10 protein-coding genes are annotated in these 12,432 nt (G+C 71.6%); 8 read left to right on the top strand and 2 right to left on the bottom strand.

The features are described 5' to 3' along the window. Positions 1-75: 75 nt before the first annotated feature. From BN159_RS09005 to BN159_RS08970, 8 genes are all read left to right on the top strand, one after another. On the top strand, positions 76-1,209 hold the full coding sequence (locus BN159_RS09005) for an inositol-3-phosphate synthase (protein ID WP_015656630.1): 1,134 nt from the start codon (positions 76-78) through the stop codon (positions 1,207-1,209). Beyond that, the gene (locus BN159_RS09000; RefSeq protein ID WP_015656629.1) at positions 1,206-2,504 is read left to right on the top strand and encodes an SCO3242 family prenyltransferase; all 1,299 of its coding nucleotides are present in this window, start codon (positions 1,206-1,208) and stop codon (positions 2,502-2,504) included. The genes BN159_RS09005 and BN159_RS09000 overlap by 4 nt, the downstream gene beginning before the upstream one ends. Beyond that, positions 2,501-3,403 (top strand): sugar phosphate isomerase/epimerase family protein, encoded by a 903-nt coding sequence (locus tag BN159_RS08995; RefSeq protein ID WP_015656628.1) that lies wholly within the window; start codon positions 2,501-2,503, stop codon positions 3,401-3,403. The genes BN159_RS09000 and BN159_RS08995 overlap by 4 nt, the downstream gene beginning before the upstream one ends. Next, on the top strand, positions 3,400-4,098 hold the full coding sequence (locus BN159_RS08990) for an EboA domain-containing protein (protein WP_015656627.1): 699 nt from the start codon (positions 3,400-3,402) through the stop codon (positions 4,096-4,098). Before BN159_RS08995 ends, BN159_RS08990 begins: the two co-directional genes overlap by 4 nt. After that, positions 4,098-4,946, top strand: a complete 849-nt coding sequence (locus tag BN159_RS08985) for a TatD family hydrolase (RefSeq protein ID WP_015656626.1) — start codon at positions 4,098-4,100, stop codon at positions 4,944-4,946. Before BN159_RS08990 ends, BN159_RS08985 begins: the two co-directional genes overlap by 1 nt. A 3-nt stretch (positions 4,947-4,949) precedes the next feature. Continuing rightward, the gene (gene eboE, locus BN159_RS08980; protein ID WP_015656625.1) at positions 4,950-6,107 is read left to right on the top strand and encodes a metabolite traffic protein EboE; all 1,158 of its coding nucleotides are present in this window, start codon (positions 4,950-4,952) and stop codon (positions 6,105-6,107) included. Then, on the top strand, positions 6,104-7,549 hold the full coding sequence (locus BN159_RS08975) for a nucleotide pyrophosphatase/phosphodiesterase family protein (protein WP_015656624.1): 1,446 nt from the start codon (positions 6,104-6,106) through the stop codon (positions 7,547-7,549). Before eboE ends, BN159_RS08975 begins: the two co-directional genes overlap by 4 nt. An 81-nt stretch (positions 7,550-7,630) precedes the next feature. After that, positions 7,631-8,671, top strand: coding sequence for a sugar phosphate isomerase/epimerase family protein (locus tag BN159_RS08970; RefSeq protein ID WP_015656623.1), 1,041 nt, complete (start codon positions 7,631-7,633; stop codon positions 8,669-8,671). A 105-nt stretch (positions 8,672-8,776) separates the two neighbouring features. Here BN159_RS08970 and BN159_RS08965 read toward each other — a convergent pair whose 3' ends face one another. Further along, a complete protein-coding gene (locus BN159_RS08965) occupies positions 8,777-10,162 on the bottom strand; it encodes an OFA family MFS transporter (protein ID WP_015656622.1) in 1,386 nt (461 codons plus the stop codon). Positions 10,163-10,283: 121 nt separating this feature from the next. Further along, positions 10,284-12,428, bottom strand: coding sequence for an acetate--CoA ligase family protein (locus tag BN159_RS08960; protein WP_015656621.1), 2,145 nt, complete (start codon positions 12,426-12,428; stop codon positions 10,284-10,286). Between the last annotated feature and the right edge of the window lie 4 nt (positions 12,429-12,432).

Below are 12,432 nucleotides of genomic sequence, written 5' to 3'. Positions count from 1 at the left end.
GGAGGACGCCGGACCTCCGCCCGCCGTCATCCATCCGTCTTCCACCACGGTTTCCGCACGACAAGGAGGCTGCCCATGTCCGCGTCCCGTTCTGGATCCCGAGTCGGAGTGTGGTTGATCGGCGCACGTGGCTCCGTCGCCACCACGGTGGTCGCGGGCTGTGCCGCGGTCTCCGCGGGCCTGCACCCACCGACGGGCATGGTCACGGAAACCGCCGCCTTCACCGACTCGGGCCTGCCGGCGCTGCCGTCGTTGGTCTTCGGCGGCCACGACACCGTGGACTGCCCGCTGCCCAAGCGCGCGGAGGAACTCGCGGCGGGCGGCGTCCTGCCCCCCGGCCTGCCGACCGCCGTGGAGTCCGAACTGGCCGCCGCGGACCGGGAGATCAGGCCCGGCGGCCCCCTCCCCGGCGACACTCGCGACGAGCCCGCACTGATCGCCTCCTTCACCCACGACATCCAGGACTTCGTACGACGCCACGACCTGACCCGCGCGGTCGTGGTCAACGTCGCCTCGACGGAACCCGCGTCCACGGGCGCGGCCCTCCCGCCCAGTTCGCTCTACGCGGCCGCGGCGCTGCGCGCGGGCTGCCCGTACGTCAACTTCACCCCCTCGACCGGCCTGCACCACCCGGAACTCGCCGCCCTCGCCGCCGAGTCCGCGCTCCCCTACGCGGGCCGCGACGGCAAGACCGGCCAGACCCTGCTCCGGGCCGCCCTCGCCCCGATGTTCACCCAGCGCGCCCTCGCGGTCCGTGCCTGGTCCGGCACGAACCTCCTGGGCGGCGGCGACGGCGCCGCCCTCGCCGACCCGGAGGCGGCCGCCGCGAAGAACGCCGGCAAGGAACGCGTCCTCGCCGACACCCTCGGCACACCTCCCGAGGGCGAGGTCCACATCGACGACGTCCCCGCCCTCGGCGACTGGAAGACGGCCTGGGACCACATCGCCTTCGACGGCTTCCTCGGTACGCGCATGATCCTCCAGACCATCTGGCAGGGCTGCGACTCGGCCCTGGCCGCCCCCCTGATCCTCGACCTCGCCCGACTCACGGCCCGAGCACACGAGCGGGGCCTGTCGGGCCCGCTCAGCGCACTCGGCTTCTACTTCAAGGACCCGGTGGGCTCCGGACCGGCGGCGCTGGCGGATCAGTACGCGGAACTGGTCCGGTTCGGGGATGTGTTGCGGGGCGGCGAGGGGGAGGGGCGGTGAGGCGCGGGTCTGGGGGTGCGTCGGTGGCGGGCGCGGGCGCCGAGATGGGTGCATCGGGGAGTTCAGGAGACACGCCCCATCCGGCCTTCGCCGCTGATGTGGCGCCCGACCCGGCCGAGCCCACCCCTGGACGCCGCAGCACACCCGCCCCCAACCTCCCGCTCGCCTGGGCCGAACTCCTCCGCCTCCCCGCCCTGTTCACCGTCCCCGGCGACGCCCTGGCCGGTGCGGCCGCCACCTCCGTACCCCACAACTCCCGCACCCTTCTGGCCATCGGCTCCTCCCTCTTCCTGTACGAGGCCGGTATGGCCCTGAACGACTGGGCCGACCGCGAGGAGGACGCCGCCGAACGCCCCCACCGCCCGCTGCCCTCCGGCCGCATCCGCCCGGCCGCGGCCCTGACCGCGGCCTGCGCCCTCACGGCCACCGGCCTGGCCCTGGCCGCCCGCGCCGGACGCCCCGCCCTGTCCGTCGCAGTACCCCTCGCCGCCACGGTCTGGGCCTACGACCTCCACCTGAAGCACACCCCGGCAGGCCCCGCCGCCATGGCCACGGCCCGCGCCCTCGACCTCCTCCTCGGCGCCGCGGCCACCGCCGGCCGCATCCGCGAGGCCCTCCCCTCCGCGGCCCTGCTGGGCACCCACACCCTGACGGTCACGACAATCTCCCGCCACGAAACCCAGGGCGGCTCCTCCCGCGCCCCCCTGGCGGCCCTGGCCGCGACCGCCGCACTGAGCACCCTGATCACCCGAGGCGGAAACCGCGGCCGGGGCCCGGGGGGCGCTTCGGAGGCAGGGGGCACCGCCGATGGGCGGGGCGTCTCTGACGTGCGGGTCATCCCGACCGTCCGTGGCGCGCGGAGCGGCTCGGCCGCAATGAGCGCCTCGCACGTGCCGGGCACTTCCCATGTGCAGGGCACTCCCGATGTGCCGGGCACGTCTGGCGTGCGCGGCGCCTCCGACACGCAGGGTGCTCGGACCGCCGCGCTCGCGCCCACGCCCGCCCGGCCCCGCTCCCAGCCCGCGCTCCTTGCCTCAGCCCTCCGCCCCTCCCACTCCCCCCTCCGCCAAGCCCTCGCCACCGCCTACGCGGCCACCACCGCCCGCGCCTACTTCCACGCCGCCCTCAACCCCTCACCCCCGCTCACCCAACGCGCCGTCGGTGCCGGAATCCGCGCCACCATCCCCCTCCAGGCCGCCCTCGCCGCCCGTTCCGGCGGCACGGCCACCGCTCTGGTCGTCGCGGCCCTCGCCCCGCTGGGCCGCCGGTTCGCGAGGAAGGTGAGCATCACATGAGCCCTGAAGCGGACGGTTCCCTCGCCGCCACCCGCCTGCGTTTCGGCTACGGCACCAACGGCCTCGCGGACCTCCGCCTGGACGATGCTCTCTCCCTCCTCTCCGACCTCGGCTATGACGGCGTCGGCCTGACCCTCGACCACATGCACCTGGATCCGCTGGCCCTGGATCTGTCGGCCCGCGTCCGTCGAGTCGCCGACCGCCTGGACACCCTCGGCCTTGGCGTCACCGTCGAGACCGGTGCCCGCTATGTGCTCGACCCGCGCCGCAAGCACGGTCCCTCGCTCCTCGACCCCGACCCGGACGCCCGCGCCCGCCGCGTCGACCTGCTGATCCGCGCCGTCCGGATCGCCGCTGACCTGGGCGCTCACGCCGTGCACTGCTTCAGCGGTATCACCCCTGACGGCACCGACCGGGACACCGCGTGGAAACGCCTGGCCGAGGCGCTCACCCCGGTCCTGGACGCGGCCGCGGCCGCCGAGGTCCCCCTGGCCGTCGAACCCGAACCCGGTCACCTCCTCGCCACCCTCGCCGACTTCCATCACCTCCGCCGCACGCTCGGCGACCACGAACACCTGGGCCTCACCCTCGACATCGGTCACTGCCAGTGCCTCGAACCCCTCCCTCCCGAAGACTGCGTCCGCGCCGCCGCACCCTGGCTGCGCCACGTCCAGATCGAGGACATGCGCCGCGGCGTCCATGAGCACCTCCCCTTCGGCGAGGGCGAGATCGACTTCCCGCCCGTCCTCGCGGCCCTCGCCGCCACCGGCTACCAGGGCCTGACCGTCGTGGAACTGCCCCGCCACTCCCACGCGGGCCCGCAACAGGCCGAACTCTCCCTCCCGTTCCTCCGCAACGCCGCCGCTCGCGCCGCCGCCCCCGAAGGGAGCACCCCATGACCCCGTTCCGCCCCACCACGGGCACCCCGGCGGCACACCCCGAGGCCACGCACCCCGACACCCTGCACGCCCACCTGACGACCCACCTCACCGGCGCCGCCCGCGCCTGGCTGGACCAGGCCCTCGACGAGGCCGCCGCCCACCCGGGCACTCATGGGCCCATCTCCGTATGGGAGTTGCGCCTGGCCGAGGCGGGCCGCCGCTGCGGACCCGAGTACGCCGACGCCGCCCGTGTCCTGATCCTGCACGCGGCCCGGGCCGACACCGAGGCGATCACCCGCGTCTACTTCCAGGGCACCGGCCCCGAGCGCCGCGCCGTCCTGCACGCCCTGCCCCACCTCGTGCCCGGACCGGACGCCCTCCCCCTCGTCGAGGACGCCCTGCGCGCCAACGACACCGGCCTGCTCGCCGCCGCCGTCGGCCCGTACGCCGCCCGGCACCTCGACGCCCACCAATGGCGCCACGCCGTACTGAAGTGCCTGTTCACCGGCGTGTCCGTCAGTGCGGTGGCCGACCTGGAGCGCCGGGCCCGCGCCGACGCCGAACTCGCCCGCATGCTCGGCGACTACGCCGCCGAACGCACCGCCGCGGGCCGTCCCGTACCCGAGGACCTGCACCGCGTCCTGGCCCTGACCGAACCCGGCTCCGCACCCCCGCCGCACGGTTCGGCCCACCCCCACGGCAAGGAGTCCTGATGCGCATCTTCGACCCCCACATCCACATGACGTCCAGGACCACCGACGACTACGAGGCCATGCACGCCGCGGGCGTCCGTGCCGTCGTCGAGCCCGCCTTCTGGCTGGGCCAGCCCCGCACGTCCCCGGCCAGCTTCTTCGACTATTTCGACTCCCTCCTCGGCTGGGAGCCCTTCCGGGCCGCCCAGTACGGCATTGCCCACCACTGCACGCTCGCCCTCAACCCCAAGGAGGCGAACGACCCGCGCTGCCTGCCCGTTCTCGACGAACTGCCCCGCTATCTCGTCAAGGACCAGGTCGTGGCCGTCGGAGAGATCGGCTACGACTCGATGACCCCGGCCGAGGACACCGCGCTGGCCGCACAGCTCCAGCTCGCCGCCGACCACGAGCTGCCCGCGCTGGTGCACACCCCGCACCGCGACAAGGCGGCCGGACTGCGCCGCACCCTCGACGTGGTCGGTGAGTCCGCCCTGTCCCCGGACCGAGTCCTGGTGGACCACCTCAACGAGACCACCGTCAAGGAGGCCAAGGACAGCGGCTGCTGGCTGGGCTTCTCCGTCTATCCCGACACCAAGATGGACGAGGAGCGGATGGTCGCCATCCTCCGCGCCTACGGCCCCGAGCAGGTGCTGGTGAACTCCGCCGCCGACTGGGGCCGCAGCGATCCCCTCAAGACCCGCAAGGTCGGCGATCTGATGCTGGCCGAGGGCTTCACCGAGGACGAGGTCGACCGGGTCCTGTGGCGCAACCCCGTCGCCTTCTACGGGCTCAGCGGCCGGCTGAACCTCGACCTCACGGCCACTGACGCCACCCACGAGGGCAACTCGATCCTCCGCGGCGGTGCGTGAGCCATGCGCTTCCGGCACCCCGACGGTTCCACCGTCCACCTCGCCTACTGCACCAACGTGCACCCCGCCGAGACCCTCGACGGCGTCCTCGCCCAGCTCCGCGACCATTGCGAGCCCGTCCGCCGCCGTCTCGGCCGGGACCGCCTCGGTATCGGCCTGTGGCTGGCCAAGGACGCCGCGCGCGCCCTCGGCACCGACCCGTCCGCACTGCGCGGTCTGCGCTGCGAACTCGACCGCCGAGGACTGGAGGTCGTCACCCTCAACGGCTTCCCCTATGAGGGCTTCGGCGCCGAGGAGGTCAAGTACCGCGTCTACCGGCCGGACTGGACGGACCCCGAGCGCCTCGACCACACCACCGCCCTTGCCCGGCTGCTCACCGGACTGCTCCCCGACGACGTCGACGAGGGCAGCATCTCCACCCTCCCGCTCGCCTGGCGCACCCGGCCCACCGCCTCGGCCCACGCCGCGCTGCGCACCCTGGGCGAACGGCTCGACGCGCTGGAGGAACTCACCGGCCGCTCCATCCGCGTCGGCCTGGAACCGGAACCCGGCTGCGTCATCGAGACCACCGCCGACGCCATCGCCCCGCTCACCGCGATCGACCATCCGCGCATCGGCATCTGCGTCGACACCTGCCATCTCGCCACCTCCTTCGAAGATCCGCACACCGCCCTCGACGCCCTGGTCGCGTCCGGTGTCCCCGTCGTCAAATCCCAGCTCTCGGCCGCCCTGCACGCCGAGCACCCGCACCTCCCCGAAGTCCGCACGGCCCTCGCCGCCTTCGACGAGCCCCGCTTCCTCCACCAGACCCGCATCCGCACCTCGGCGGGCCTGCGCGGCACCGACGACCTCGGCGAGGCCCTCGGCGGCCAGGCGCTTCCCGACGCGGCGCCCTGGCGTGCCCACTTCCACGTCCCCCTGCACGCGGCCCCCGCCGCGCCCCTCACCTCCACACTCCCCGTCCTGAAGACCGCCCTGACCCGGCTCGTCGGGGGCCCGCACCCGCTCGCCCGCCATCTGGAGGTCGAGACCTACACCTGGCAGGCCCTCCCGCCCGAGCTGCGGCCCACCACCCGGACCCAGCTCGCCGACGGCATCGCCGCCGAACTCACCCTCGCCCGCGACCTGCTGACGGACCTCGGCCTGAAGGAGCTCCCATGACCACGAGCACCCCACCGACCGACCCCGGCCCCGGTCCGGCTCCCGGCACTGGTCCCACTCCCGGCACCGGCCCCACCCCGCTCCTCGTCCTCGACGTCGTCGGCCTCACCCCCCGTCTCCTCGACCACATGCCCCACCTCAAGTCCCTCGCCCGCTCCGGCTCCCGCGCCGCCCTCGGCACCGTGCTGCCCGCCGTCACCTGCGCCGCCCAGTCCACCTTCCTCACCGGCACCCACCCGTCGGAGCACGGCATCGTCGGCAACGGCTGGTACTTCCGCGAACTCGGCGACGTACTCCTGTGGCGCCAGCACAACGGCCTGGTCGCCGGCGACAAACTCTGGGACGCCGCCCGCCGTGCCCACCCCGGCTACACCGTCGCCAACATCTGCTGGTGGTACGCCATGGGCGCCGACACCGACATCACCATCACCCCCCGTCCGATCTACTACGCCGACGGCCGCAAGGAACCCGACTGCTACACCCGGCCCCCCGAGCTGCACGACGAACTCAACGCGAAACTGGGCACCTTCCCGCTCTTCCACTTCTGGGGCCCCGGCGCCGACCTGGTCTCCAGCCGCTGGATCATCGACGCGACCCGCCATATCAACCGCACCCGCCACCCCGACCTGACGCTCTGCTATCTCCCTCATCTCGACTACGACCTCCAGCGCTTCGGGCCCGACGACCCGCGCTCCCTCCGAGCGGCCGCCGACCTCGACCGCGCCCTGGCCCCGCTCCTCGACGACGCCCGGGCGGAAGGCCGTACCGTCGTCGCGCTGTCCGAGTACGGCATCACCCGAGTCAGCCGTCCCGTCGACATCAACCGCGCCCTGCGCCGAGCGGGACTGCTGGAGGTGCACACCCAGGACGGCATGGAGTACCTCGACGCGATGGCGTCCCGCGCCTTCGCCGTCGCCGATCACCAGATCGCCCATGTGTATGTGCGCCGACCGGAAGACCTCGACGCCACCCGGGCCGCACTCGCGGGCCTCGACGGCATCGATGAACTCCTCGACGACGAAGGCAAGAAGAGGCACGGCCTCGACCATCCGCGCTCCGGCGAACTCGTCGCCGTGGCGGAGCCGGACGCCTGGTTCACGTACTACTACTGGCTCGACGACGCCCGCGCACCCGACTTCGCGCGCCTGGTCGAGATCCACCGCAAACCCGGCTACGACCCGGTCGAACTCTTCATGGACCCGCTCGACCCCTACGTCAAGGTCAAGGCCGCGACCGCCCTGGCACGCAAGAAACTCGGCATGCGCTACCGCATGGCGGTGGTGCCCCTGGACCCTTCACCTATTCGCGGCAGCCACGGCCGCCTTCCCGCGAGCGACGACGACGGTCCGCTCCTCATCTGCTCCACCCCCCGCGCCGTCGGTGACCGCCTGGCGGCCACCGATGTGAAGTCACTCCTGCTCCGACTCGCCGGTCTGGCCTGAGGGCTGAACCCCTCACGTCCGACTGGTCCCCAGTGAAGCACTCACCACTGACAACGCCCCGTGATCACGAGGAGTTCCAGCATGAGCCGCACCTTCTCCACCGATCCCGAACTCGACCGCCGCCTCAGCAGACGCGGCATGCTCGGCGTGGCCGCCGGTGCCACCGCCGCCGCCCTGCTGGGCGCCGCGGCGACTCCCGCCACGGCCGCCACCGACGCCGACAGCGCCGCCGCGGGCCGCGGCCGTCCCGTCCTGCCGCCCGGCCGGCTCGGCATCCAGCTCTACAGCCTGCGCGACAAGGTCTCCACCCTCGGCTTCGCGGCCGTCTTCGCCGAACTGGAGAAGTACGGCTACGACGAGGTCGAGTTCGCGGGCTACACCCAGGGCTCTGCGGGCCCCATCACCCTCGCCCAGCTCAAGCGGCTGGCCCGCAACCACGGTCTGAACCCGATCGGCAGCCACGTCGGCTACTACTCCGACGACCCGAACGCCTACACCTTCGCCCAGAACCTCACCAAGGTTCTCGACGACGCCCAGGCGCTCGGCCTGAAGCACATCGGCACCGCCTCGGGGCCCTTCCGCTACGGCTCGACCGTCGACGCCTGGAAGCGGGCCGCCGAGGAGTTCAACACCTACGGCGCCGCGGCCCGGGCCCGCGGCATGAAGTTCTACCAGCACAACCACTCCGAGGAGTTCTCCTTCGCCACCGACAACCCCAAGGTCCGGCTCTACGACGTGCTGCTTGCCGAGACCGACCCCGACCTCGTCTTCCTGGAGATGGACATCTTCTGGGCGTACTCCGGCCAGTTCCGCTTCTCCAAGCGGCCCGACGGCACGCCCGCGCCCTTCGACCCGCTCGACTACGTGCTCAAGCAGCCCCACCGCTACCCGCTCTTCCACGTCAAGGACGGCGTCAGCGACCCGGCCAACACCTACGGCTACCGCATGGTCGACGTCGGCGACGGAGACATCGACTACCAGCGGTTCATCTCCGGTGTGACCAGGCTGCGCGGCGAACGGCTCGCCCACCACTGGCAGGCCGAGCACGACAACCCGGCCGAGTCCTTCACCTTCGCCCGGCGCTCCAGCGAGCATCTGCACTCCCTGCGCGAGAAGTGCTGACAGCCGTACACGCCTGAGGAGGCCCTCCCCGGACGGGGAGGGCCTCCTCACGTTTGCGCCAGGTGGTGGCAGGGACGGTTCGCGGCGTCGGACTGTTCCGTCAGGTCACGTCATTTCCTCGCCGAGGGGTTGCGGGTTGGGAGTGATACGGCGCTTGTTGTTGCGTCCCGGCGGGCTGAGGAACAGGGCCATGAAGCCGGCGAAGATCGAGATGCAGCCCGCCAGGGTGAAGGCGCCGTTGTAGCCCCAGGCGCCGACGACCACGGAGCCCATGCCCGCGCCCAGACCGGAGACGAGCTTGGAGCTGTACACCATCCCGTAGTTGGTGGCGTTGTTGTTCTCACCGAAGTAGTCCGCCGTCAGCGCCGCGAACATCGGGAAGATGGCACCGCCGCCGAAGCCGGAGATGGCGGAGAAGATCAGGAACAGCGTCAGGTTCTTCATCTCGGCCGACCAGATGATGCCGAACTGGGCCAGGCCCAGAATGGCGCACACATAGAGCAGGCACAGCTTGCGGCCGTAGAGGTCGGAGAGCCAGCCGATGACGCCGCGGCCCGTGCCGTTGACGATCGCCTTCAGCGACATCGCCGTGGCCACGATCCCGCCCGCGAAGCCCGCGTCCTCGCCGATGTCGACCTGGAAGGCGATGCCGAAGATGTTCACGCCGGAGGTGCAGGCGAGACAGAACCACAGGAGCGCCACCCGGCCGGTCTTCCACGCCTCCAGAGGGGAGTACTGCTTGTCGGCCGGGGGGTTCTTCTCCAGCGCGCGCCGGGCCCGCGGGTCCTCCGGCGGGTTCAGCGGGTCGACGCTCGGCGGCCACCAGTTCTTCGGCGGGTCCCGGAAGTAGAAGCCGGCGACGGCCACCACCCCGGCGAGGAAGACACCGACCGCCACCAGCACCCAGCGGAAGTTGGAGCCGTCCATGAAGCCGGTGAAGATGAAGACGAACGGCACCGAGCCGTAGGCGAAACCGCCGTTGACGAAGCCGGTCTTGCCGCCCTTGCGCTCCGGATACCACTTGCCGACCATGTTGACGCAGGTGGCGTACACCATGCCCGCGCCCATGCCGCTGAACATGCCGAAGCCGAAGAAGGCGATCGCCACATGCGGCGCGTACGCCAGCGACAGATAGCCCATCAGCGTTCCGGCCGCGCCCAGCATCATCGCCCAGCGCGCCGGCAACTTGCCGTTCTCACGCAGCCGCCCCGCCGGAAAGGCGACCGCGGCCTGGCAGAACACCCAGACGGTCATCATCCAGTAGATGCTGCCGCTGGACCAATGGTGCGCCTCGTGGAGAGTGTCCTCGGCGGACGCGAACGCGTACTCGGCCGAGGAGATGCCCATCATGCCGACCCAGGGCAGGATCACCATCCACTTGCGCTTGCGCCCCATGATGTCGATGTCGGACTCGCCGACGCGGTAGACGCGTCCGTTCCTGTCGGTCACCTCCCGGTAGGAGGCGACCTGTGTAACGTCCGTGGTTGTCACGTTAATTGCACCCCTTGCGTCGAAAGTTCTGGCCAGCGCCCCCTGTCCAATGCCTTTCGTGCGCGCTCGGGTCCTGGGGTCGGCCGACGCGCACCGTCGGCCGACCCCGCCCTCCCTCACCTCATGAACCGCCCCCCAACAGCCCCGCCGCCCTGGCCCAGCGGTACTTCGCACCGAGCACGGCCACCGGCTTCTCGGTCGTGTACGGGTACGCCACGACCCCGTGCTCGTAGAGGTACTGGCAGGCCTCCTCGACCTCGACATCGCCCGCGAGCGACGCCACCACCGGCTTCTCGATCCCGCGCTCGTGGAACTCGGCCACCACGCGCGCGGTGAGCTCGGCGAAGACCATGGGGGGAGTGACGATGGTGTGCCAGTAGCCGAGGACCAGAGCGTGGATCCGCGGGTCCTCGAGACCGAGCCGGATCGTCGCCTCGTACGTCGACGGCGGCTCGCCCCCGGTGATGTCGACCGGGTTGCCCGCGGCCCCGAAGGGCGGGATGAACCTCCGGAACGCCTCGTCCAGGTCGGGTGGGATCTCCATCAGGGTGAGGCCGTTGTCGGTCACCGCGTCGGACAGCAGCACGCCGCTGCCGCCGGCCCCGGTGATGATCACGACGTTGTCGCCCTGAGGAGTGGGCAGCACCGGCAACGCGCGGGCGTACTCCAGCATGTCGTTCAGCCCGGGCGCCCTGATCACACCGGCCTGCCGCAGGATGTCGTCGTACACGGCGTCGTCGCCCGCGAGCGCCCCGGTGTGCGACCCCGCCGCCTTGGCTCCGGCGGCCGTCCGGCCGGCCTTGAGCACCACCACAGGCTTCTTCGGCACGGTCGCCCGAGCGGCCTCGACGAAGGCGCGCCCGTCCTTGAGGTCCTCCAGGTGCATCGCGATGCACTCGGTGTGCGGGTCCTCGCCGAACCAGGTCAGCAGGTCGTCCTCGTCCAGGTCCGACTTGTTGCCGAGGCCGACGATGGCCGACACACCCGTCTTCGTGGTGCGCGCGAAGCCCAGGATGGCCATGCCGATGCCACCGGACTGCGAGGTGAGCGCCACCCCGCCCTTGACGTCGTACGGCGTGCAGAACGTGGCGCACAGGTCCTGCCACGTCGAGTAGTAGCCGTAGATGTTCGGTCCGAGCAGCCGGATGCCGTGCCGTTCGGCGATGGCCACGATCTCGTCCTGGAGTTCGTGCTCGCCGGTCTCCGCGAACCCGGAGGGGATCAGCACGGCGTTGGGGATCTTCTTGCGTCCCACCTCCTCCAGGGCCGAGGCCACGAACTTGGCGGGGATCGCGAAGACCGCCACATCCACCTCACCGGGAACGTCCGTGACACTCTTGTACGCCTTGCGGCCCAGAATGTCATCGGCCTTGGGGTTCACCGGATGGATCTCCCCGGCGAAACCGCCGTCGACGAGGTTGCGCATCACCGAATTGCCGATTTTGCCCGGCTCGTTGGAGGCGCCGATCACGGCGACCGAGGAGGGCTGCATCAGCCGGCGCATCGAGGTGAGGATCTCCTCGCGCGTGTACTGGCGGCGCCGCTTCACAGGCGTGTCGGAGAGGATCACGCGGATGTCGGCCGCCACCGCGCCCTCCGGTGTGGCGATCACCGGGTTGAGGTCCACCTCGGCGATCTCGGGGAAGTCCGCGACGAGTTGGGAGACCCGGCGGATCTGCTCGGCTATCGCCCACCGGTCCACGGCCGCCTGGCCGCGCACCCCGCGCAGGATCTCCGCCGACCGGATCGAGTCCAGCATCGACAGGGCCTCGTCCGCGTCCAGGGGAGCGAGCCGGAAGGTGACGTCCTTGAGGACCTCCACCAGCACGCCGCCGAGCCCGAAGGCGACCACCTTCCCGAACGTCGGGTCCGTCACCGCGCCGACGATGACCTCCTGCCCCTTGGGGAGCAGTTCCTGCACCTGGACGCCTTCGATCCGCGCGGAGGCGTCGTACGCCCGCGCGTTGTCGATGATTTTGTGGAACGCCTTGCGTACGTCGGCGGCGCCCTCCACGCCGACGATCACTCCGCCGGCGTCGGTCTTGTGCAGGATGTCCGGCGAGACGATCTTCATCACCACGGGCCCGGCGAAGCGCGCCGCGTACGCCACGGCCTCCTCGACATCGGTGGCGAGCTCCTCCCCGGGTACGGCGATCCCGTACGCGTCGGCGATCACCTTGCCCTCGGGCGCGGTCAGCGCGGTGCGTCCCTCGGCCCGCACGGAGTCGAGAAGCGCGCGCACCCTCAGGTGGCGGTCTTCGGCCATCACG

This window comes from Streptomyces davaonensis JCM 4913 (assembly GCF_000349325.1).
Lineage (GTDB): Bacteria > Actinomycetota > Actinomycetes > Streptomycetales > Streptomycetaceae > Streptomyces > Streptomyces davaonensis.
This window is presented reverse-complemented; position numbering and strand designations above follow the sequence as displayed.